The following is a 21,657-nucleotide window of genomic DNA, read 5'->3' as shown; positions in this document are numbered from 1 at the left end:
ACATTAGAAACCAAGCATATTCCGCGCAGGGCTTCCCGGCAACGAACGCACCCGCAGTCTAACGGTCTAGCTCCGGGAAATAGGGATCGGAATAGATCCGCCTGTCGTGTTCGCCGGCCATGCAGTCGACCCGGGGCTCGGTGTCGATCCTGACGACCGGCACGGCATGGGTGTCGCCGCTGACCTCGAGCACCAGCTTGCGCCGGATCGCAGTGGCGAATTCCGACGCCGCCTTGATCGGCAGGACGAACGAGCCGGCGCCGCCGGTGACACATTTGGCGTAATAACGGTCGAGCCGGGACGCCGTTCGCGACGGCCGGATCAGGATCGGCAAGCCGTTGATGACGATTCCCTGGGCCAGAGCAGCGTCACGCGCGGGAAGCACCGGGTTGCCGAAATTGTTCGGCCCGTCGCCCGAAATGTCGATAACGCGGCGAAAGCCGTCGGCGTCGTTGCTGTCGAACAGCTTGGCGCCATAAGTGACCGCGCCCGAGATCGAGGTGCCGCGAAAGCCGCTGAACGGCCTCGCCTCGAGCCTGGCGGCGAAGGCGGCAGCACTCTGCGGCCCGTCGATGATCTGCCACGGCACCACCGATTCCTCGCGCACGGTGCCCGCCCATTCGAAATAGGTGATGGCGACGCGGCCATGCTGGCCGGACAGAACGGCATCAATGAAATCAGGGTGGCGCAGCGCCTCGACATAACCCGCGCGCTGGAGGGTGAACTCTTCCAGATCCATCGAGCGCGAGACGTCGACCGCAAGCACGAGCTCGACATCGACCGCAACACCAGCCACCGGGCGCGGCACCTCGCAGCCCAGACACAAGACTATGGCCAGCACGCCCAGCATCGTTTGCAGGCTCTCCGACGGATGGATCAGTGTCGCGGCAATGGCGTCGGAATGGAAGTGGTGCGGCTTCACCCCTTCGTGAGGTACAGCCTAGCCACCATGCTCCGCGTCGCCACGGCGCAGGGCTGGAAAGCCGCGTGAGGCGCCGGTGGGCGACAGCACCGGCACGAAGACGCGCCGCGAGGCGCGCTGCGCCACCGGAATGCCCTGGTAGACGCGCTTCTGCGCCTCAACAACGATGGCGCCGGCAAAGATCGGCCAGAGGCGGCGGCCTGCGCGCTCGAACAGATGGTCGAACTTCATCATCCATTTGCGCCGTGACGGCGGGAAATGCAGCGCATCCGACCATGCCGAGACGGTGAAATTGGCCTCGCGCAACAGTTCGTTGAGCTGGCCGGACGAGAATGGCCGCCCGGTGCCGAAGGGCGTGTGCTCGAAACGCGCCCACATGCCGCGCCGGTTGGGCACGACAATGACGATGCGCCCCGCCGGCGACAGCACGCGCCAGATCTCCTTCAGCGTCTCGCGCGGGTTTTCGGCATGTTCGAGCGAATGGACCAGCAGCACCCGGTCGACGGAGGAATCGACGAGCGGCAACTCCTCGTCAAAGACGAGTGCCGTCGAGGACGGCCCATTCGCCGGCCAGACCACGGCACCTTGTGTAGCCGGCATGAAGGCAAAGACACGCTCGGCATCGCTGCCGAATCGGTCGAGCCAGGGCAGCGTGTAACCGAGCCCGACAAGCCGCTCATTGGGCAGACCGGCCCACACCGACGACAGCGCCATGGATATCGACTGCTCGGCGAGGCGGCCAAGCGGCGTCGAGTAGAAGGAGCGAAGATCGACGATGTCGGAATTCATGGGCCGAAGGTAGACGCGCCGCCCACCGACTTCAACGACCCCGCCCCATTTGGCGTGACAGACTTGCCGACGCGCCCTATCGTCGTTCCCGAACTGGAGTATTGCCATGGCCGCCGAGATCAAGCTTTTCATGTGCCGCACCGACAATTTCGGCGCGCTTTTGCACGACCGCGAAACCGGTGAGACGGCAATCATCGATGCCCCGGAGGAAGGCCCGATCCAGTCGGCGATCGAACACAGCGGCTGGACGCCGTCGACGATCCTGACGACGCATCACCATACCGACCATGTCGAGGCGAACCTGGCCTTGAAGAGCCGCTACAAGCTGCGCATCATCGGCCCCGAAGCCGAGCGCGACAAGATCCCCGGCATCGACGACACGGTCGAGCAAGGCTCGGTCATTCCTTTCGGCAACGAGACCATCGAGGTCATCGAGACACCGGGCCATACGGCCGGCCATGTCTGCTACTACCTGCCGAAATCGAAGCTGGCCTTCACCGCCGACACGCTGTTTGCGCTCGGCTGCGGCCGGCTGTTCGAGCGTCCCGCACCCGTCATGTTCGAATCGCTGAAGAAGCTCGCCGCCCTGCCGCCGGAGACGGTGATCTATTGCGGGCACGAATACACGCTGTCCAATGCGCGTTTCGCGCTGACGATCGATCCGGACAACGCAGCCCTGCGCGCCCGCACCGATAAGATCGAGGCGTTGCGCAGCGACGGCAGGCCGACACTGCCGACGACAATCGGCGAGGAGCTGGCGACCAACCCGTTCCTGCGCTGGGCCGATCCAGCCATCCGCAAGCATCTCGGCATGGAAAAGGCGGCCGACGTCGACGTCTTCGCTGAGGTCCGGAAGCGCAAGGACAATTTCTGACCATGACGGCTCAGGAGATCATTGCCAGCCTCGGCATGCAACGCCACCCCGAGGGCGGCTGGTATGTCGAGACATTTCGCGACAATCCGGAAGCCGGACCGCATGGCCCGCGCGGCAACCAGACGGCGATCTATTTTCTGCTCGAGCACGGTGACGTGTCGGCATGGCACCGGGTCAAGGACGCTGCCGAAATCTGGCACTACCATGCCGGCGCGCCGATCGAACTGAAACTGTTCCAGGAAGGCGGCATCCTTGTCGCCCACACGCTTGGCGTCGACATCGCAGCCGGCCAGCGGCCGCAATGCGTGGTGCCGTCCGGCTGGTGGCAGACGGCGCGTTGCCTGGGTGACTGGACGCTTGTCGGCTGCACGGTGTCACCGGGTTTCGAATTCGCCCAGTTCGAGTTGGCGGAACCGGGCTGGGAGCCGAGTGTCGGCTAGGCCCCTGCCCCGTCGGCGGCCGGCCCCTTGCCCTCGCCAAAGATCAGCGATTTCGCCGCCAGCACCGCACCGCCGGTGATGAGCACGCAAGCGGCGAGGATGCGCAGCGATGGTTCGGCGAAGCCGGCCGCGATCAGCACCAGGGTCGACAGCAGCGGGGCTGCGTAGCTCGCAGCACCGAGCACCTGGATGTTGCCGCGCTTGACGCCGATGTCCCAGGCATAGAAGGCAGCACCGACCGGCATCAGGCCGAGGCCAAGCACGGCGAGCCACTGACCGGCATTGGCCGGCAGCACGGTCTCTTCCAGCGCCAGGTGGCAGGCAAGGGACAGCACCGACGTCGCCAGGCAGAACCACGTGACGACGGTCGTCGGCACCGAGGGAAAGCGGCGTGACAGAAGCGAATAGCCCGACCACAGGAAGGCGCAGGCGAAGGCCATGATGTAGCCGAAGGCGTAGCGCGGCTCGAAGGCCAGCCCGCCGCCCTTGGTGACGATCAGGAAGGTGCCGGCCAGGCCGAGCAGCGCACCGGCGATGTGGTTCCAGCGCAGGCGCTCGCCCGGCATCAGCGCCGAGCCGAGCACAATGAAGAGCGGCCAGAGATAGGCGATCAGGCTGGCCTCGACCGCCGGCGCGTTGCGCAGCGCGGTGAAGTAGAAGAAGTGGTAGCCGAACAGGCCGACGATGCCGATGATCCAGACCTGCGCCGGGATCTTCTCGGCCTTGTCGGGCTTGGGCATGAACAGGCGGGTAACGAGGCCGACGCAGGTGCCGACGGCGAAGGTGATCGCCGACATCAGGAACGGCGGCACCGAACCGGAGGCGTCGGTAAGCAAGGCCAGCAGCGCCCACATGGCGACCGCCGAAAATCCGATCAAGGTTGCGCGCCCCACTTACCCCTCCCGGCGCAACGCGCCTTTCCCCGTGGAGGCTGACCGCGTCCGGAAACCGGCGCCCCCTCTTCGTTGCGCATGATCTTATCCGAAAATCGATGTCCACTTTTCGGGAACATGCTTCGTTCGGGTCATGCTCAATTGGTCGCTTCGAAGCGCCGTGCCTTGACGGTGATCGTTCCGATCTCCGTGCTTACGGTCGCATATATAGGCGCATATACTCCGGTTTCGCCGAGCGGCGCAAACGTCACCATGATGCGGCTGCGGTCGCGCAGGAAGGTCAGCGCCTTCTTGTCGGTGCGGTAGCCCGAGACAGGCTGGAAGCCCATGCGGCAGGTGACTGTGTCGCCTTCGAACCCCTTGACCACCATCTTCTTGCGCGACACCTCGGTCAGCTTGAGGTCGGCACGCAGTTCGCCGTCATAGATCCTGACAGTGCGGCCGCAGACCTTGTCGAGGCTGGGCGCGCGGATGACGGTCGCAGCGATCGGATCGGCGACGCCGCGCAGGTCGTTGGCGCCGAGCGGAATCCAGGTCTTGCCGCGCTTCTTGGGCGGCGGCACCACCTCGGTGCTGGTGACGCGGTCGCCGGAAAAGCCGACTGCGACGAGCGAGCTGACCTTGCCCGAGACATAGTCGGCGCGGAAGGCTCGTGGCCTGGTGCGGCCCTCGCCAAAACTGCCGCGCGACGAGATCGTGCCGCGCGTGTCGTCGAAGAAGGCCGCCAGCCCGGCGCTGGAGACCCTGCCGTTGACGACATAGGAGTTGCCCTCATAGGTGCTGTCGAAGGTCGCCTTGGCGACCGGAATGCCAAGAAACGAGAGCGAGTAATCGCCGCTGAAGGATTTGCCGGCGGCGAGCAGCGGCGACGGCAGGACGGCGAGGCAAAGGCAAAGCAGGATCGGTGCGGGGCGGCGCATTCTCGGTAACACCTCATCGACAGCGCAAGCTGCGCCTGCCGCTGTTCACGTCCCTGCGCGATGGTTATAGAACCAATTCCGGCCATTCTGTGGAGTTGGGGACAATGCCTGGAAACAACCGGGGTGCTTGACGCGTCGGTGAAATACACTTATGGAACGCCAACTTTTTCCATGAGGCCGCCTGACTGAGACCGCGCGCCATCGTTATTCGGTGCGTCATCGTCGCTTGGTCCGCCAGAACTGAAGGTAAGTAACATGTCCCGCGCTTGCGAACTCACCGGCAAAGCCGTCATGACCGGCAACAATGTGAGCCACGCCAACAACAAGACCCGTCGTCGCTTCCTGCCGAACCTGGTCAACGTCACGCTCATCTCCGAGACGCTGAACCAGAACGTGCGCCTGCGCATTTCGGCCAACGCCCTGCGCACGGTCGAGCATCGCGGTGGCCTCGACGCCTTCCTGATCAAGGCTGACGCGGAAGAGCTGTCGCAGCGTGCGCGCCTGCTCAAGAAGCAGATCGCCAAGAAGAACGCCGAGCAGGCCGCAGCCTAATCGTCTGACGAGGCGGGGGACGACCGCCTGGAGCCTCTGACGGCCGCAAGGACGATGGAGGCTCCGCCCAAATCCGCCCGGGCTATGCCCGTACCGCTGGTTCCATTACCCAGGATAAAAAAATGAACTCCGGTTCAAGATACCTGCCTTTCGTGGCGGCCATGGCGCTTGTCGTCGTCGCTTCCAACATTCTCGTCCAGTTCCCGATGCAGGGACAGGTCGGACCTTTGGCGCTTGCCGACGTCCTGACCTGGGGCGCCTTCACCTATCCCTTCTCATTCCTGGTCACCGACCTTGCCAACCGGCGCTACGGCCCGAAGCTGGCACGGCGTATCGTCTTCGTCGGCTTCACGGTTGCGGTGGTCTGCTCGATCGTCATTCCGCCGGTGCTGTTCCGCTATGGCCTGATCCCGTTCGACACGGCTGCCGATCGACTGGCGCGAATCGCCGTTGCCTCCGGTGCTGCCTTCCTGACCGCCCAGTTGCTCGACATCACCGTGTTCAACTGGCTGCGCCGGCAGAGCTGGTGGCGCGCGCCGATCTTCGGCACGCTCGTCGGTTCGGTGTTCGACACGGCGATCTTCTTCGGCATCGCCTTTTCGGCAGCCTTCGCTTTCCTCGGCTCCGAGGATGCATTCGCCCTGGAAGCGGCCCCGCTGTTCGGCGTGCTGCCGTTCGAGGCGGCGCGCTGGATCTCGTGGGCGCTCGGCGACCTCACGGTGAAGCTTCTGATCGCCGTCTTCGCGCTGATCCCCTACCGCCTGATCGCCGCGCGCTGGACACAGCCGGCGCTGGCATAGCCGCCAACAAATACGACAGCATTGCCAAGAGCATCCGATGATCGATCGGCTGCTCTTGCATGTCGGGCGCCGCCGCATACCTTACCGGCTCGCGCCACGGCATGATCGGCAAGGGTATGGCTCTCGATTCGGTTGATCTTTTCCTCGAGGTCGTTCGGACCGGAAGCTTTTCCGGCGCAGCCAGAGCCACCGGCATCCCCGTCTCAACGATAAGCCAGCGTATCGCCGCACTCGAAACCCGCCTCGGCAGCACCTTGCTCAAGCGCACCACGCGACGTCTGGCCTTGACCGAAACCGGCGCAAGCTATCACGAGGTCGCGTCGCGGGCGCTGGCCGAACTGCGCGGCTACGAGGCCGAGCTGACCGACACGGCGGCAGGGCTGAGCGGCAAGCTCAGAGTGGCGAGCACGATCGCCATGGACGATGTGCTGGCGCCGCTGCTGAGCAGCTACCTCGAGGCTCATCCCAACATGTCGCTGGAGCTCAATCTGAGCAGCCGCAACGCCGACCTGTTCACTGATGGCATCGACGTCGCCATTCGGGTCGGCACGCTGCGCGACGATTCGGGGCTGGTGGCGCGTTCGCTTGGCAGTGCCGCGCTGAGGCTCGTGGCGTCACCTGCCTATCTCGCGGCACATGCACCAATCAGCCATCCTGGTGACATCGACACCGGCCAGCTGATGTCCTTTTCCGGATATGCCTCGGCACAGCTACGCCACGCCGGCGGCGACCCCTACAAACTGAGCATCTCCGGTCGTTTCACCGGCAACCAGCTTTCGTCATTGCGGCATCAAGCCGTCGCGGGTCGTGGTATTGCGCTGGTGCCGGCTGCGTTCCTGGCCCGGGAACTGGCCAGTGGCGAGCTGGTGATTCTGTTGCCCGAGTGGAGCGGCGAGGCGCAGCCGATCCACATCGTCTATCTGCGCCAGCGCATCGTCTCGAGGCGCCTGCGCTCCTTCATCGACCATGTCGTCGCGCATTTTCCGCGCCAGCTGTTCGTCGCCTGATCTTCCGTCGATCCGGAAGCTGCATCCTGAAATCTCCGGCTAATCCACCCGGGTACCTGTCCTTACCTTCGGCTCATCAAAGCGACGAAAGGACATGCAGATGCAGGACACACAGGGATTCTACTCGATCATCGACTACACCGTGGACGGCGCCCAGACACAGCAAGAGCTGATCGACGCCTTCGCCGGCCTGCAGGAAAAATGGGTACGGTTCTATCCCGGCTACAAGTCGGCGCATCTGTTTGCCAGCACCGACGGCACGCGCGTCTACAACATCATCCACTGGGAAAGCGAAGCCGCGCATCGCGAATTCGAGCGCGTATCGGACAATGCCGCGCGCATTGCGGCGATCGAGGGCGTCATCGACGGCCTCAAGGGCAAGGCCGAGCCCAGAATGAGCGGCCCACCGCGCTACAACCTCGTCCGCGAAATCGCGCCCGGCCCGCGCCCGATCGACGCCTGAGCCGGGAGGAGACCATGCAGATCGAGATGCATGCCGACGTGCTGTGTCCGTGGAGCTACATCGCCAAGCGCCGCCTCGAAGCCGCCTCGGCGCTTGCCGGCACGCCGATCAGGATCGTTTGGCGCAGCTTCGAGTTGTCGCCCGAAGGCGCTCTGATATCAGGCGACAGCGCCGCCGACATGATCAGGCAATGGCGCGGCGATGCGGCCGAAGCGCGGCTCGCCCAGATCACAGGGTTCGGAGTGGTCGAGGGCATCAAGCTAGACCTGGAGAACGCCCGCCCGGTCAACAGCTTCAACGCGCACCGGCTGGTTCACCTTGGTGCAGCGAGCGGCAAGGCCGACGCGGTGATGGAACGCCTGCTGCAGGCCTATCACAGCGAGGCCGAAAACATAGCCGACCGCGGCGTTCTGGACCGGCTTGGCCGCGAGGCCGGGCTTGCGCCAGGTGCGGTGGCGGAATTGCTCGCCGGCGACGATTTCGCCGCCGCCGTGCGCGCCGACAAGCGCCTCGCCGTCGAACGCGGCATATCGGGCGTGCCGGTGATGGTCCTCGCCGGGACAGCGCCGACTTCGGCGGTCAAGCCGGTCGAGGAGCTTGCCAAGCTGCTGCGACAGGCGGCGGCAAGCGAGCCGAGCGCATGAGCATCGGTATTCGCTACTTTCCGCGACCACCGGGGACATGCTGACGTAATGCAATCTCGACAATGTCGCGGGAGTTACGTCAGACACGGTGGATACATGACCATTACACTACGCCCGCTCAACGATGCCGAGCGGGCAACAATGCTTGAACTGCAAGTCGCGCCGGCGCAGCAGAATTTTGTCGCCAGCAACGAGGATTCGATCGAAGAGGCTGATGCGGGCCACCATTGCGCGCCGTTCGCCATCTATGCCGATGACCTGCCGGTCGGCTACACCATGTATGCGCTCGATCCCGACGACGGCAATTACTGGATCTATCGGCTGATGATCGACCAGCGTTACCAGCGGCTCGGCTATGGCCGCAAGGCGTTGCTGGAGATGCTGAAGCTGATGTCGAAGCTGCCCAGCTGCGGCCATGTCACCTTGAGCGTCGTGCCGGAAAACGAAATGGCGATGGCGCTCTATCGCGAGGTTGGCTTCCGCGCGACGGGCGAGGTTATCGGTGGCGAGGTCGTCTTTCGTCACGACCTTTCGGCGATCGGCTGAGGCCGATCAGCGGTCGATTCGCGTCGACAGGACGATCGACGACAAGGTGCGTTCGACACCTTCGAGCGCACCTATTCGGTCGATCAAGGCATCGAGGTCGCGCACCGACGGCGCCTCGACGACGACGATCATGTCGAAATTGCCGCTGACCGAATGCAGCGTGCGCACCTCGGGAATCCGCTTCAGCACCGCCTCCACCGCCGCCGAGACCTTGGGCAGCGCGGTGACCAGGATATGCGCGCGAACCAGGTTCTTCTCGTAGTCTGGCGACAGCCTGACGCTGTAGCCAGCAATCACCCCACGCTGTTCCAGCCGCTCGATCCGGCTTTGCACCGTCGTTCGCGACACACCTAGCTTGCGCGCCAGCTCGGCCGTCGAGGCGCGCGCGTTCTCGCGCAACAAGGCAAGCAGGGCGCGGTCAGGGTCTGTCGTCATTTCGTCGATACCATACGTCGTTTCGTCCAAAACATATCGGCCTTTCGGCAATATCGATACTGCCTTTTGACGTGGTGCGACCGTAGACTCCGCGCGAAATTCCATTTGAAGGGGACATGACCATGAAACAGATCGTTGTCGTAGGCGCAGGCAAGATCGGCTCGACCATCGCCGACATGCTGGCCGAGAGTGGCGATTACCAGGTGACCGTGGTCGACCGCTCGCAGGCCGCACTTGATTCGCTCGAGACCGGCAACGCCGTCGAGACGCTTAAGGTCGAGATCGCCGAAGCTGGCGCCCTCGACGCCGTTTTGGCAGGCAAGTTCGCCGTACTTTCCGCTGCCCCCTTCCACCTCACCACGCGCATTGCCGAGGCAGCCGCCAAGGCCGGCGTGCACTATCTCGACCTGACCGAGGACGTCGCTTCGACCCGCATCGTCAAGGAACTGGCGACCACCGCCAAGAGCGCCTTCATCCCGCAGTGCGGCCTCGCACCAGGCTTCATCTCGATCGTCGCCAACGATCTCGCCAAGCGCTTCGATTCGCTGGAGAGCGTGCGCATGCGCGTCGGCGCACTGCCGCAGTACCCGTCCAATGCGTTGAACTACAATCTGACCTGGAGCACCGACGGCGTCATCAACGAGTATTGCGAGCCCTGCGAGGCGATCGTCGAAGGCTCGCTGGTCGAGGTGCCGCCGCTGGAAGAACGCGAAGAGTTCTCGCTCGACGGCATCACCTATGAGGCGTTCAACACCTCGGGCGGTCTCGGCACGCTGTGCGAGACCTACAAGGGCAAGGTGCGCACGCTGAACTACCGCACCATTCGCTATCCCGGCCACGCCGCGATCATGAAGGCGCTGCTCAACGATCTCGGCCTGCGTCACCGCCGCGAAGTGCTCAAGGACATCCTGGAGAACTCGCTGCCGGCGACCATGCAGGACGTGGTGGTGATCTTCGTCACCGTCAGCGGTCGCAAGGGCGGGCGCCTGCTCCAGGAAAGCTACGCCAACAAGATCTACAGCCGCCAGATGGGCAAGATGGTGCGCAGCGCCATCCAGATCACCACGGCTTCCGGCATCTGCGCCGTGCTCGACATGCTGGCCAACGGCGCATTGCCGCAGCAGGGCTTCATCCGCCAGGAAGACATCGCACTCGACGCCTTCCTCGCCAACCGCTTCGGCCACAACTACGCCCAGGCCGCGACAAGCCATCTGGCAGCCTGATTGGGGGACGCCTTACGGGGAAGATACCCCGGAGGTCATGATTTTTGCAGCGAGGGGTTAGGGGACCCCTCGCTTTCTTTTTGTCCGGATAGCTGCGACCGGCTCCCTGCTTGGCTCGGCCAAGGGCAAGTTCAGGCAGATCAGATCGCTACCATCGGCCCGAAGAAGCCGATGATGCGCGCGATGCGCTTCCCGTCGGGCGAAAGCTCGGCAATATCAAGGCCTTCGGGCAGCGGTGTGCCGTCGGCCTCGACGACGCGCCAGCCGAAGCGGGCAACGCCGTGATGAAGATCGACAGAGGTGGTGCGGACGATCTTCGCACCGGGGCGGCTCATCCGGATACTTGCGATATGCACCAGAAGCTCATCGGCACCGACAGTGTCGGCCCGCGGGTCGGTGTATGTCGCCCGCTCGGCCCAGACGGCTTCGAGCAGCTCCTTGCGACTGTCGGCGTCGGGTTCGTTCCAGACCGCGCAGTAGCGGTCAATGAGGCTGGTTACATCGGACGACATGGCTGGCTCCCGCATCGCAGGCGCCGACAATAGCGGACAATCGCTGCTCAATCGCCGTGCAGGATGAATTCCAGGTAGAGGTTGCGCTGCAGGATCGAATGGTTGTCGTCGGAGACCAGCGATACCATCAGCGCGCCGTCGCTACGCTGCCAGACGTCGAGCCCTTCCATGTTGTCGATCTGGTAGCCCATGTTGGCTTCCAGCAGCACCGGGCCGTCGGCGATCTGGCCCCTGGCGATTGTCTCGGAGGCAATGCGCCGGAGCCGCATCTTCACGCCCGAAGCCATCGAGAAGCTACGTTCAAGCAGCAGCAGGTCGCCATCGGGCAGGAAGGCGCCGTCGGTGATGTCGAACTCGCCGTTGCGCTTGACCGTGAAGACGCCCTTCTTGGGCCCCTCGATGATCGCGGCGAAGATGTTGCCTGATGTGTCGAGGCTCTTTTCCGACACCACCACAAGCCCGCCCTTCTCAGTGGAATAGGCGACGGTCTCGAAGCCGCGATTCGTCCTGAGCTCGTTGCGCGGCACGAGGAAATCGAGCTCGCGGAACGGCGGCTGCATGTTGTCGGGATCGATGCGGTACTGGGCGACGCGGTGGGTGCGCTCGAAGCCCACGGTAGCGATACCGTCCTTCACCGCAAGGCCCTCTGCATCGGCCTGCCATTTCTTTTCGATGGCGACACCGGAGCTGTCCACCATCTGCACCATGCGGAAGTTCTCGATGCCCGTCGGGCGCATCGCGGAATCGCGGGCGACACGTCCAAAATACCAGAAGCCGGTGTCGGCGACGCCGATGAAGTCACTCCCCGATTTGAGGAAGCGGAAGGCCGACAGCGCGCCGAGATTGCGCGACGACGAGGTCATTTCGAGGCCGCCGACGAATTCGAGCGGACCAAAGATCTTCTGGTCGAGACCGATCTGGAAGCGGGCGATGGGACGGGCTGATATCTCGATGCGCTCGATGGCAGGCTGCTCGGCGCGCGAGGACGCGGTGAGCGATGCCGACAGCGCGAGCGCCGCCAAGGCAGCGCAAGCAAGGTGCCGCAGCCGGGCCATGGACAAGCTCACCCGGCGCGCCGGAAGCCGCCGCGGCGGGTCTCGCGCGCACTCTCTTCGCCGAACAGCGAGGCGAGCTGCTCGGTCATCGCACCTGCCAGTTCCTCGGCGTCGACGATGGTGACGGCACGGCGATAGTAGCGCGTGACGTCGTGGCCGATGCCGATCGCCAGAAGCTCGACCGGCGAGCGCGTCTCGATCAGGTCGATGACGGCGCGCAGATGGCGCTCCAGATAGTTGCCCGGATTCACCGACAGCGTCGAATCGTCCACCGGCGCGCCGTCCGAGATCATCATCAGGATCTTGCGCTGCTCGGGCCGTGCGATCAGGCGCTGGTGCGCCCAGAGCAACGCTTCGCCGTCGATGTTTTCCTTAAGCAGGCCTTCGCGCATCATCAGGCCGAGATTGCGGCGGGCGCGGCGCCACGGCGCGTCGGCTGACTTGTAGATGATGTGGCGGAGGTCGTTGAGGCGGCCGGGGTTCGGCGGCTTGCCGTCCTTCAACCACTTCTCGCGTGCTTGTCCGCCTTTCCAGGCGCGCGTCGTGAAGCCGAGGATCTCGACAGAGACGCCGCAGCGCTCCAGCGTGCGCGCCAATATGTCGGCGCAGGTTGCGGCAACGGTGATCGGACGGCCACGCATCGAGCCGGAATTGTCGAGCACCAGCGTGACGACGGTGTCGCGGAACTTGGTGTCGCGCTCCTGCTTGAACGACAGCGGCTGCATCGGGTCGATGACGACGCGCACGAGGCGTGCGGGGTCGAGATAGCCCTCTTCCAGGTCGAAGTCCCAGGAACGGTTCTGCTGCGCCATCAGGCGGCGCTGCAGGCGGTTGGCGAGACGGCCGACGACACCAGACAGATTGGCGAGCTGCTTGTCGAGGAAGGCGCGGAGACGGTCGAGTTCGTCCTCGTCACACAGCTCCTCGGCGCCCACTGTCTCGTCGAAAGCGGTGGTGAAGACCTTGTAGTCGATTTCGCGCGGCAGGTTGGCGAAGGGATTGTCCTGGCGGCGCGCCTCGCCCGGCGTCTCGGAATCGACGTCATCGTCGTCGGACATCTCGTCGGACGTGGCATCGGACGCCTCCATCTCGCCGGACTGCTCTTCGTCGGCGGAGGATTCGGCATCTTCGGACTGTGCCTGCTCGGAGCCGGAATCGTCCTCGCCGCCCTCCTCGCTCTGCTCCTCGCCTTGCGGCTGGTCGTCGTCCTGGTCCTCGTTGTCCTCGGTCTCCTGGTCGTCGCCATATTCCTCGGCCATCTCGAGCGAGGCCAGCATATGACGGACGACACGGGCGAAAGCCTGTTGGTCCTCGAGGCTGCCGAGCAGGCCGTCGAGATCGCCACCGGCCTTCTGGTCGACCCAGTCGCGCCAGAGCGCGACCATGCGCTCGCCGCTCTTGGGGACGGGCTGGCCGGTCAGCTTCTCGCGCACCATCAGCGCCAGCGCTTCCTCGAGCGGCGCTTCCGACTGTTCGGTGACGTCGGCGAGATTGGCCTTGGCGTATTTGTCCTCGAGCATCGAGGTGATGTTCTGGGCAACGCCTGTCATGGCGCGGCTACCGATGGCCTCGACACGCGCCTGCTCGACCGCGTCGAACACGGCACGGGCTTGCTTGCCCTCGGGCGCCAGGCGGGCATGGATGCGGCCGTCGTGGCAGGCACGCTTCAGCGCCATGGAATCGCCGAGGCCCCGGGTGACGGCGATGTCACTGGGCGAGGCCTTCTTGGGCAGCTCGGGCAGGCGGGCGCGATTGCCGGCAAGCGCCGGCCGCTCCTTGGCGAAGGCCACTTCGAGGCCGTTGTCGCCCGAAATGGCACGCATGCAGACGGTCATCGCGCGCTTGAAGCTGTCGGCTTCAGAGCCCGTCTTCGACTTGTTGCGTGTGTTGTCGCCCGGCCCTGCCATTTGAGCCTGTTCTTATCCAAGCACGACGTTGGCAGCGGATTCCGGCAGGTCCTCACCGAAGGCGCGCTGGTAGAATTCGGCAACGACTGAGCGTTCGAGTTCGTCGCACTTGTTCAGGAAGGTGAGCCTGAAGGCCATGCCGACATCGCCGAAAATCTCGGCGTTTTCAGCCCAGGTGATGACGGTACGCGGGCTCATGACCGTCGACAGGTCGCCATTGATGAAGGCCGAGCGCGTCATGTCGGCGACGCGGACCATCTTGTTGACGATCTCCTTGCCTTTGGCGTCGCGGTAGTGCTTGGCCTTGGCAATGACGATGTTCACTTCGTTGTCGTGCGGCAGGTAGTTCAGCGTGGTCACGATCGACCAGCGGTCCATCTGCGCCTGGTTGATCTGCTGGGTGCCGTGATAAAGGCCGGTCGTGTCGCCGAGGCCGACGGTGTTGGCGGTGGCAAACAGACGGAAGGCCGGGTGCGGGCGGATAACGCGGCTCTGGTCGAGCAGGGTCAGGCGGCCCGACGATTCGAGCACGCGCTGGATGACGAACATCACGTCGGGGCGGCCGGCGTCATACTCGTCGAAGCAGAGCGCGACATTGTGCTGGTAGGCCCAGGGCAGGATGCCGTCCTTGAACTCGGTGACCTGCATGCCTTCCTTGACGACGATCGCGTCCTTGCCGACCAGATCGATACGGCTGACATGGCTGTCGAGGTTGACGCGGACCATCGGCCAGTTGAGACGGGCGGCGACCTGTTCGATGTGGGTCGACTTGCCGGTGCCGTGGTAACCCGACACCATGACGCGGCGGTTGTAGGCGAAGCCGGCGAGGATCGCCATGGTCGTTGCCTTGTCGAACAGATAGTCCGGATCGATGTCGGGCACATGCTCCGACGAGGCCGAATAGGCCGGCACGACCATCTTCGAATCGAAGCCGAAGGTGTCTTTCACCGACACCGTGGTATCAGGCAGGTTGGTGATGTCGCGATCGACCTTGTTCATAGCGTCTCCACGCGCGAGGCTTCAGGCCACGCCGGCAATCGAATTTTCTTCGGGGGCGGTCATAAAGCCTTTTCCGACCAGATGAAAGTTGGAAAAAGGCCGCGACCGCGGCTGGCTCAACACAATCCCGCTTGCTTGAGCACGCGATATGCCTGGAGCACATCCCTGAAGCGGTCTTCAGAACCTCGGTCGCCGCCATTGGCGTCGGGGTGGTGGCGTTTGACCAGTTCCTTGTAGCGCGCCTTGATATCGGAGCCGGTGGCGCGCGAATCGAGTCCCAGCGTCTCCAGTGCCTTGGCCTCCAAGGGCTTCGCCTTGCGCTGGCGCGGCGCGCCCTGGGCACCGAAGGGGTTATGCGGATCGCGCATGCGGCTGTAGTAGCCGGCGCGGCCCGAGCGCTGCTGGGCAAAGTCAGGCGCCGAACGCGCCGAGCCGTTGGATCCCATGGTCCAGGTCGGCCTGTGGCCGGTCAGCGCTTCCTTCTGGAAACGCGCGATATCGCCGTCGGCGAGGCCGGAGAAGTAGTTGAAGCCCTTGTTGTACTCGCGCACGTGATCGAAGCAGAAGCGGAAGTACTCGCCTTCCCTCATGCGGCCGACCGGCGCCTTGTGCGTTCCCGGCTGCTTGCAGCCGTCCCACTGGCAGAGCGGGGCATGCGACTTCACCTCCGCTTCCGGATCGGGCCGGACGCGGATCTTGTCGAAATATTTTGGGTACGGCTTCATCTGATCGTATTTACCGCCTCTTGGCGCGGCGAAACAAGAATTGACATTTCGAGGATGTTGGCCCTAACGCCTGATTTGCGGCCCAATTTTGCCCGAGGGCATGATTGGTCGCGGCGACACATGTGGTGAAAGGCGAGACCGATGTCCATACAGGCGACTATCGAAACGAAGCTGAACGAGGTATTTTCGCCGGAGCGGCTCGTCGTGCTCAATGAAAGCCACCTGCATGCCGGCCACCACCATGTCGACGGCGGCGATCACGCCACCTTCGACGGGTCAGGCGAGACACATTTCCGCATCCGCATCGTCGCCCCCGCCTTTGCCGGCATGAGTCGCATCGACCGCCATCGCGCCGTCAACGACGCGCTGGCAGCCGAACTCAAGGCCGGCCTGCACGCACTGGCGATCGAGCCGGCAGCCCCCGGCGAAGCGACACGCTGGTAATTTTCTTTCTGCACGATTGTTGAGCGCAGCCCCACGCTGCCTCGTCATTTGCCTGTCACATACATCCATTAGTCTGGATATATGGATGCAAACGACACGATCGACGCTCTCGCCGCGCTGGCCCAACCGACACGGCTGGAGGCCTTTCGCCAGATGGCCGCCGCCGAGCCGGACGGCATTGCCGCCGGCGACCTGGCACGCCGACTCGACGTGCCGCAAAACACCATGTCCGCGCATCTGGCCGTGCTGACCCGCGCCGGCCTCGCCACCGGCGACCGCCAGGGGCGCTCGATCATCTACCGCGCCAACCTCCCTGCCCTGCGCAATGTGCTGTTGTTCCTGCTGCAGGATTGCTGCGACGGCAAGCCGGAGATCTGCGCGCCGCTGCTCGCCGAATTGTCTCCCTGCTGCACGCCATCGGAGTGATGCCATGACCCATCGGCCTTTCAACGTGCTTTTCCTCTGTACCGGCAACAGCGCCCGCTCGATCCTCGCCGAGGGCATCCTGCGCAAGGATGGGGCACCGCATTTCAACGCCTTTTCCGCCGGCAGCCAGCCCAGGGGCAGCGTCAATCCCTTCGCGCTCAAGGTGCTTGAAAGCTATGGCTATCCGGCCGACGGCTTCCGCTCGAAGACCTGGGATGAGTTCGCCGCGGCCGGCGCCCCGGAGATGGATTTCATCTTCACCGTCTGCGACGACGCTGCCGGCGAAGCCTGCCCGGTCTGGCTCGGCCATCCGGCCAACGCGCATTGGGGCATCGAGGATCCGAGCCACGTCGAAGGCACCGACCTCGAAAAGGAAGCAGCTTTCGTCACCGCCTTCAAATACATGCGCAACCGCATCAGGGCATTCACCGCGCTGCCCATCACCAGCCTCGACCGCATGGCGCTGACCGCACATCTGCATGATATCGGCAAGATGGAAGGTGCCAGCACGAAAGCAGGCGATTCAAGCACATGAGCGCTTTGCTCGCGCGGCGATTGCTTGCCGAATGCCTGGGAAGTGCCTTCCTTCTCGCAACCGTGGTCGGCTCCGGCATCATGGCGGCGCAGCTTGCGCAGGGTAACGTAGCGCTGGCACTGCTCTGCAATGCCCTGGCCACCGGGGCCATGCTAGTGGTGCTCATCACCATTCTCGCGCCAATCTCCGGCGCGCATTTCAACCCAGCAGTCAGCCTCGTGACGGCGCTCGACCGGCGCCTGGCATGGTCGCTGGTCGCGCCCTATGTCGCAGCACAAGCGAGCGGCGCGATACTGGGCGTATTGCTGGCGCACGCGATGTTCGACCTGCCGCTGCTGCAGGTCTCGACCACGGTCCGAACCGGCCCGGGCCAATGGCTCGGCGAGGCAGTCGCAACCTTTGGACTGGTGTTGACCATCTTCGGCTGCATTGCCCAGGCACCCAAAACGACGCCCGCCGCCGTCGGTCTCTACATCTTTGCGGCCTACTGGTTCATCTCGTCGACGTCCTTCGCCAATCCAGCTGTGACCATCGCGCGGGCGCTGACCGATACATTCGCAGGCATCGCGCCCGCCGACACGCCGGCATTCATCGCGGCCCAACTGGCGGGCGCGGTGCTTGGCCTGGCGGCAGGTCGGGTCTTGTGGCCGGGTGTTACTTCGGCGGACGCGCTGCGGCCGGTTGAGGCTCGACCACCGCGGGCCTGATCCTGATCCGCGCGAGGCGGTTCTTGTCGCGTTTCATGACGATGAAGCGCTTGCCGTGGAAGGTGAAGGCCTGCTTTTCCTCGGGGATCGACTGGGTCTCGTGGATGACGAGACCGGCGATCGTCGTCGCCTCGTCGTCCGGCAGGTGCCAGTCGAGCGCGCGGTTGAGGTCGCGGATCGGCACGGTGCCATCGACGACCACGGAGCCGTCGGCCTCCTGCTTGACGCCCTGAATATCGATGTCGTGCTCGTCGGCGATCTCGCCGACGATCTCCTCGATGATGTCTTCCAGCGTCACCAGCCCTTCGACCTCGCCATATTCATCGACGACGATGGCGAAATGCGCCTTGCGCCGCAAAAAGGCGTTGAGCTGTTCCTGAAGCGAGGTCGTGTCGGGCACGAACCAGGGTTTGGAGGCGACCTTCGGCACGTCGACGCGTGAATAGTCGCCTTCGACGTCGTTGAGCGCGCGGAGCAGGTCCTTGGCGTGGACGACGCCGACGATGTTGTCGAGCGAGCCGCGCCACAACGGCATGCGGGTGTAGGGGCTCTGCAGGATCTCGCGCACCAGTGTCTCGGGCGCCATGTCGGCATTGATCGAGCGGATGTTGGTTCGGTGGACCATCACGTCCGACACCTCGAGCTCATGCAGGTCGAGCAGGCCGCCGACCTGGTCGCGGTCCTGCTTGACCACCTGGCCGTCGCGATGGAGTTCATCGACCGCGCCGCGCAGTTCGGCGTGGCCGGAACGCTGCGGCGTCAGCGCAATCAATTCGTAGCCGAGCGAGGCAAGCAACCGCTCGCGGAAGGCCAGCCCGGCAAGGACCAGCCCTGACAGCGCGCCCGCAGCGATCCAGCCGGCCTCGATCATCCCTGACGCTGCTCCTTGAGGAAGGAAATCACTTCGGAGGCCGGCACGTCCTTGGCGATGAAGGACTGGCCGAGGCCGCGCGTCAGGATGAAGGTCAGTGCGCCGCGCGACACCTTCTTGTCCTGGGTAATGTAGTTGAACAGCGCCTCGGCGTCCGGCAGGTCCCCAGCGATGTCGGACATGCGCCACGGCAGGCCGACGGCGCGCAGATGCGCCTCGACGCGTGCCGCATCGTCGGGGCTTGCCAGATTGAGCCTGGCCGAGAAGCGGTGCGCCAGCGCCATGCCGATTGCAACACCCTCGCCATGCACCAGCCGTGCACCGTCATAGGCAGTGGCAGCTTCAAGCGCGTGACCGAACGTATGGCCGAGATTGAGAAGCGCCCGGTCGCCGGTTTCGAACTCGTCGCGGGCAACCACGTCGGCCTTGGCGCGGCAGGACTGCGCAATAGCCTCGATGCGAGCCGCACCGCCCGAAAAGACCTCCTGCCAGTTCTGCTCCAGCCAGGCGAAGAAATCCGGGCGGTCGATCAGGCCGTATTTTGCGACCTCGGCATAACCGGCGCGGAATTCGCGCAGCGGCAGCGTGTCGAGGGCCGCGGTATCGGCCAGCACCAGCTTCGGCTGATGGAAGACGCCGATGAGGTTCTTGCCGCGCGGGCTGTTGATGCCGGTCTTGCCGCCGACAGACGAATCAACCTGCGCCAGCAGCGAGGTCGGCATCTGCACGAAATTCATGCCGCGCCGCACGATGCCGGCGGCAAAACCGGTGAGATCGCCGATGACGCCGCCGCCAAGCGCGATCACCGCATCACCGCGCTCGAGCCGGGCGGCAATGATCTGGTCGACAACGGTTTCCAGCGAGGAAAAGCTCTTGGTCTTTTCACCGGCTGGCAGTGTGATGACAGCAGGCGCATTGCCGACAGCCGTGAGACTTTCGACCAGCGGTTCGAGATGGGCAGCAGCGACATTCTCGTCGGTGACGATGGCACAACGCGCCTTGGGCAGCCGCTGCTGGATCAGCTCGCCGCCGCGCGCGATCAGGCCCGGGCCGATCAGGATCTCATAGGCGCGGTCGCCAAGTCCGACTTCGACGGTGACGACGCTCATTCGTGATCCTCCGAACCTTCCGAAACGTGAATTCTGCCGGGCACGCCGAGATGGCTGCACAGCGCCTCGATGACCTCGCTGGCGATCGCCTCCTTGCGGTCGTCGCGTGTCGCAACGGTGAGGTCGGCAAGCCCATAGACCGGGTAGCGTTCGTCCATCAGCTTGGCCAGCACGGCACGCGGATCGGCATTCTGCAACAGCGGCCGGTTCTGCTTCTTGGAAACGCGTTCCATCAGAAGGTCGAGCTCGGCCTTGAGCCAGACCGAAACGCCGTGGCCTGCGATTGCCGCGCGGGTCTGTGCATTCATGAAGGCGCCGCCGCCGGTCGACAGAACCTGCGGGCCACCTTCCAGGAGGCGGCCTATGACGCGCTGTTCAAGCGCGCGGAACTCGACCTCGCCATAGCGTTCGAAGAGCTCGGGAATTGTCATCCGCGACACGCTTTCGATCTCGTGGTCACTGTCGATGAAGCCGAGGCCGAGCGACTGCGCGACCTTGCGGCCGATGGCGGTCTTGCCGGCGCCCATGAGGCCGACGAAAACGATCGAACGGGTGCCGAGCCGTTCTAGCAGGGCGGCTACGGAGCCTTCGGGAAATGGAGTCTGCGCGTCGGGTGTCATGGCGTCCCTTTCGCCGGCGTATCGACATGAAAAGCCCCGTTGCGTCAAGCGCATGACCGCAAACGCGCCCTTGAATTGCCTGTGACGGCGTCCCATAAGGGCACAGGATAGGACAGACGGGCAAACACATCGATGCCGACACTTTTCCGGTTCCTTGTCACGCTCGCTGTTCTGGCGGGCATCGCATACGGCGCCATGTTTGCGCTGGTGATGTTCGTCGAGCCGAAGAAGGCTGAGATAACCATCCGCATTCCACCGGAAAAGCTCGCGCCCAAAAAATGAAGAGCGGCGCGCGCATCGAGGCCTTCCTCGAAATGATGAGCGCCGAGCGTGGCGCTGCCGACAACACGCTGGCCAGCTATCGCCGCGACCTCGAAGACGCCTCGGAATTTCTCGGCGGCCGCCTCGCCGACGCCGACGCCCCAGCCATCCGCGGCTATCTCGACGACATTGCCGGCCGCGGCTTCGCAGCGACCTCACAGGCACGCAAGCTGTCGGCGCTCCGGCAGTTCTTCCGCTTCCTTTATGCCGAAGGCCTGCGAACCGACGACCCCACCGGCGTCCTCGACAGCCCGAAGAAGGATCGGCCGCTGCCCAAGACGATGAGCGAGGCCGAAACAGGCCGGCTGCTTGACCGCGCGGCGATGGAAGCGAGCGAATCCGCCGAGGGCGACAGCCTGGCGGCGACCCGGCTGCACGCGCTTGTCGAGGTGCTCTATGCCACCGGCTTGCGCGTTTCGGAGCTGGTCAGCCTGCCGCTGACGGTGGCGCTGCGCGACGAGCGCTTCTTCGTCGTGCGCGGAAAGGGCGAGAAGGACCGTATGGTGCCGCTGTCAGCCAAGGCGCGCGAGGCGATGCGGCGCTGGCTGGGTGACCGCAATGCCAACCCACGGCTGGTCGAAAGTCCGTTCCTGTTCCCGGCTTCGTCGGAAAGCGGGCACATGCCGCGCCAGGTCTTCGCCCGAGAACTCAAGGGTCTGGCCGCCCGCGCTGGCATCGCTTCGGCGAAAATCTCGCCACACGTGCTGCGCCATGCCTTTGCCAGCCACCTGCTGCAGAATGGCGCCGACTTGCGCGCGGTGCAGCAATTGCTTGGCCATTCCGACATTTCGACCACGCAAATCTACACCCATGTGCTGGAAGAAAGGCTGTTGAAACTGGTCAACGAGCATCATCCGCTTGCCGATTAGGGCCCATATCGCTATGTGAGTGCCACGTTCCACTGGCGCGGTGCCACAG

28 protein-coding genes are annotated in these 21,657 nt (G+C 64.4%); 15 read left to right on the top strand and 13 right to left on the bottom strand.

What is annotated here, in order from left to right:
* Positions 1–58 precede the first annotated feature (58 nt).
* Together H5P29_RS09435 and H5P29_RS09430 are read right to left on the bottom strand one after the other, a co-directional pair.
* On the bottom strand, positions 59–850 hold the full coding sequence (locus tag H5P29_RS09435; protein WP_154386172.1) for a DUF1194 domain-containing protein: 792 nt from the start codon (positions 848–850) through the stop codon (positions 59–61).
* 90 nt (positions 851–940) lie between these two features.
* A complete protein-coding gene (locus H5P29_RS09430) occupies positions 941–1,711 on the bottom strand; it encodes a class I SAM-dependent methyltransferase (protein WP_154386119.1) in 771 nt (256 codons plus the stop codon).
* A gap of 106 nt (positions 1,712–1,817) precedes the next feature.
* Between H5P29_RS09430 and gloB the strand changes: the two genes are divergently transcribed.
* Both gloB and H5P29_RS09420 read left to right on the top strand, forming a co-directional pair.
* A complete protein-coding gene (gloB, locus tag H5P29_RS09425; protein ID WP_154386118.1) occupies positions 1,818–2,585 on the top strand; it encodes a hydroxyacylglutathione hydrolase in 768 nt (255 codons plus the stop codon).
* 2 nt (positions 2,586–2,587) lie between these two features.
* The gene (locus H5P29_RS09420; RefSeq protein WP_154386117.1) at positions 2,588–3,025 is read left to right on the top strand and encodes a cupin domain-containing protein; all 438 of its coding nucleotides are present in this window, start codon (positions 2,588–2,590) and stop codon (positions 3,023–3,025) included.
* Here the strand turns inward: H5P29_RS09420 and H5P29_RS09415 are convergent.
* Together H5P29_RS09415 and H5P29_RS09410 are read right to left on the bottom strand one after the other, a co-directional pair.
* Complete coding sequence (locus H5P29_RS09415; protein WP_182575168.1) at positions 3,022–3,918, bottom strand: DMT family transporter; 897 nt, start codon at positions 3,916–3,918, stop codon at positions 3,022–3,024. The genes H5P29_RS09420 and H5P29_RS09415 overlap by 4 nt on opposite strands.
* 137 nt (positions 3,919–4,055) lie before the next feature.
* Entirely contained in the window at positions 4,056–4,838 is a 783-nt protein-coding gene (locus H5P29_RS09410) for a DUF3108 domain-containing protein (protein ID WP_154386116.1), read from the bottom strand.
* A gap of 255 nt (positions 4,839–5,093) precedes the next feature.
* Between H5P29_RS09410 and rpmB the strand changes: the two genes are divergently transcribed.
* From rpmB to H5P29_RS09380, 6 genes are all read left to right on the top strand, one after another.
* Positions 5,094–5,390 (top strand): 50S ribosomal protein L28, encoded by a 297-nt coding sequence (gene rpmB / locus H5P29_RS09405; RefSeq protein WP_067957607.1) that lies wholly within the window; start codon positions 5,094–5,096, stop codon positions 5,388–5,390.
* 122 nt (positions 5,391–5,512) lie between these two features.
* Positions 5,513–6,190 (top strand): queuosine precursor transporter, encoded by a 678-nt coding sequence (locus H5P29_RS09400; RefSeq protein ID WP_154386115.1) that lies wholly within the window; start codon positions 5,513–5,515, stop codon positions 6,188–6,190.
* Between the two features lie 59 nt (positions 6,191–6,249).
* Positions 6,250–7,197 (top strand): LysR family transcriptional regulator, encoded by a 948-nt coding sequence (locus tag H5P29_RS09395; RefSeq protein ID WP_154386114.1) that lies wholly within the window; start codon positions 6,250–6,252, stop codon positions 7,195–7,197.
* Between the two features lie 100 nt (positions 7,198–7,297).
* Complete coding sequence (locus H5P29_RS09390) at positions 7,298–7,660, top strand: antibiotic biosynthesis monooxygenase (RefSeq protein WP_154386113.1); 363 nt, start codon at positions 7,298–7,300, stop codon at positions 7,658–7,660.
* 14 nt (positions 7,661–7,674) lie between these two features.
* Positions 7,675–8,304, top strand: a complete 630-nt coding sequence (locus H5P29_RS09385; protein WP_154386112.1) for a DsbA family protein — start codon at positions 7,675–7,677, stop codon at positions 8,302–8,304.
* A gap of 96 nt (positions 8,305–8,400) precedes the next feature.
* Complete coding sequence (locus tag H5P29_RS09380; RefSeq protein ID WP_154386111.1) at positions 8,401–8,850, top strand: N-acetyltransferase; 450 nt, start codon at positions 8,401–8,403, stop codon at positions 8,848–8,850.
* Between the two features lie 6 nt (positions 8,851–8,856).
* Here H5P29_RS09380 and H5P29_RS09375 read toward each other — a convergent pair whose 3' ends face one another.
* The gene (locus tag H5P29_RS09375; RefSeq protein ID WP_154386110.1) at positions 8,857–9,285 is read right to left on the bottom strand and encodes an Lrp/AsnC family transcriptional regulator; all 429 of its coding nucleotides are present in this window, start codon (positions 9,283–9,285) and stop codon (positions 8,857–8,859) included.
* A gap of 122 nt (positions 9,286–9,407) precedes the next feature.
* Between H5P29_RS09375 and H5P29_RS09370 the strand changes: the two genes are divergently transcribed.
* Positions 9,408–10,508 carry a saccharopine dehydrogenase family protein gene (locus tag H5P29_RS09370; protein WP_154386109.1) on the top strand — a complete coding sequence of 367 codons (1,101 nt, stop codon included), beginning with the start codon at positions 9,408–9,410 and terminating at the stop codon, positions 10,506–10,508.
* 140 nt (positions 10,509–10,648) lie between these two features.
* Here the strand turns inward: H5P29_RS09370 and H5P29_RS09365 are convergent, their stop codons facing one another.
* The 5 genes from H5P29_RS09365 to H5P29_RS09345 form a co-directional block, all read right to left on the bottom strand.
* Complete coding sequence (locus H5P29_RS09365) at positions 10,649–11,020, bottom strand: nuclear transport factor 2 family protein (RefSeq protein WP_154386108.1); 372 nt, start codon at positions 11,018–11,020, stop codon at positions 10,649–10,651.
* 47 nt (positions 11,021–11,067) lie between these two features.
* Positions 11,068–12,075: an esterase-like activity of phytase family protein gene (locus H5P29_RS09360; protein WP_154386107.1), complete on the bottom strand. Its 1,008-nt coding sequence runs from the start codon at positions 12,073–12,075 to the stop codon at positions 11,068–11,070.
* An 8-nt stretch (positions 12,076–12,083) separates the two neighbouring features.
* Entirely contained in the window at positions 12,084–13,982 is a 1,899-nt protein-coding gene (gene cobT, locus H5P29_RS09355) for a cobaltochelatase subunit CobT (protein ID WP_154386106.1), read from the bottom strand.
* A 12-nt stretch (positions 13,983–13,994) separates the two neighbouring features.
* Positions 13,995–14,981 (bottom strand): cobaltochelatase subunit CobS, encoded by a 987-nt coding sequence (gene cobS / locus H5P29_RS09350; RefSeq protein ID WP_067957584.1) that lies wholly within the window; start codon positions 14,979–14,981, stop codon positions 13,995–13,997.
* A 116-nt stretch (positions 14,982–15,097) separates the two neighbouring features.
* Positions 15,098–15,706 (bottom strand): J domain-containing protein, encoded by a 609-nt coding sequence (locus H5P29_RS09345; protein WP_154386105.1) that lies wholly within the window; start codon positions 15,704–15,706, stop codon positions 15,098–15,100.
* 141 nt (positions 15,707–15,847) lie between these two features.
* On the opposite strand from H5P29_RS09345, the gene H5P29_RS09340 reads away from it, so the two are divergent.
* The 4 genes from H5P29_RS09340 (at position 15,848) to H5P29_RS09325 (ending at position 17,818) form a co-directional block, all read left to right on the top strand.
* Entirely contained in the window at positions 15,848–16,150 is a 303-nt protein-coding gene (locus H5P29_RS09340; RefSeq protein WP_154386104.1) for a BolA family transcriptional regulator, read from the top strand.
* Between the two features lie 81 nt (positions 16,151–16,231).
* A complete protein-coding gene (locus H5P29_RS09335) occupies positions 16,232–16,576 on the top strand; it encodes a helix-turn-helix transcriptional regulator (protein ID WP_154386103.1) in 345 nt (114 codons plus the stop codon).
* Between the two features lie 4 nt (positions 16,577–16,580).
* The gene (locus H5P29_RS09330; protein ID WP_154386102.1) at positions 16,581–17,111 is read left to right on the top strand and encodes an arsenate reductase ArsC; all 531 of its coding nucleotides are present in this window, start codon (positions 16,581–16,583) and stop codon (positions 17,109–17,111) included.
* Positions 17,108–17,818 carry an MIP/aquaporin family protein gene (locus H5P29_RS09325; RefSeq protein ID WP_154386101.1) on the top strand — a complete coding sequence of 237 codons (711 nt, stop codon included), beginning with the start codon at positions 17,108–17,110 and terminating at the stop codon, positions 17,816–17,818. The genes H5P29_RS09330 and H5P29_RS09325 overlap by 4 nt, the downstream gene beginning before the upstream one ends.
* Here the strand turns inward: H5P29_RS09325 and H5P29_RS09320 are convergent.
* Genes H5P29_RS09320 through H5P29_RS09310 form a run of 3 tightly spaced genes read right to left on the bottom strand, consistent with a single transcriptional unit; the run spans position 17,766 to position 20,418 of the window.
* Positions 17,766–18,689 (bottom strand): HlyC/CorC family transporter, encoded by a 924-nt coding sequence (locus H5P29_RS09320; protein ID WP_154386100.1) that lies wholly within the window; start codon positions 18,687–18,689, stop codon positions 17,766–17,768. The two genes, H5P29_RS09325 and H5P29_RS09320, sit on opposite strands and share 53 nt — an antisense overlap.
* Positions 18,686–19,798, bottom strand: a complete 1,113-nt coding sequence (gene aroB / locus H5P29_RS09315; RefSeq protein ID WP_154386099.1) for a 3-dehydroquinate synthase — start codon at positions 19,796–19,798, stop codon at positions 18,686–18,688. Before aroB ends, H5P29_RS09320 begins: the two co-directional genes overlap by 4 nt.
* Positions 19,795–20,418: a shikimate kinase gene (locus H5P29_RS09310; RefSeq protein WP_067957558.1), complete on the bottom strand. Its 624-nt coding sequence runs from the start codon at positions 20,416–20,418 to the stop codon at positions 19,795–19,797. Before H5P29_RS09310 ends, aroB begins: the two co-directional genes overlap by 4 nt.
* A gap of 132 nt (positions 20,419–20,550) precedes the next feature.
* Between H5P29_RS09310 and H5P29_RS09305 the strand changes: the two genes are divergently transcribed.
* Together H5P29_RS09305 and H5P29_RS09300 are read left to right on the top strand one after the other, a co-directional pair.
* Positions 20,551–20,700 (top strand): histidine kinase, encoded by a 150-nt coding sequence (locus tag H5P29_RS09305; protein WP_067957555.1) that lies wholly within the window; start codon positions 20,551–20,553, stop codon positions 20,698–20,700.
* Complete coding sequence (locus H5P29_RS09300; protein WP_154386098.1) at positions 20,697–21,608, top strand: site-specific tyrosine recombinase XerD; 912 nt, start codon at positions 20,697–20,699, stop codon at positions 21,606–21,608. Before H5P29_RS09305 ends, H5P29_RS09300 begins: the two co-directional genes overlap by 4 nt.
* The last annotated feature ends 49 nt before the right edge of the window (positions 21,609–21,657 follow it).

Origin of the sequence: Aminobacter sp. MDW-2 (genome assembly GCF_014250155.1) — a bacterium.
GTDB classification, from domain to species: domain Bacteria; phylum Pseudomonadota; class Alphaproteobacteria; order Rhizobiales; family Rhizobiaceae; genus Aminobacter; species Aminobacter ciceronei.
This window is presented reverse-complemented; position numbering and strand designations above follow the sequence as displayed.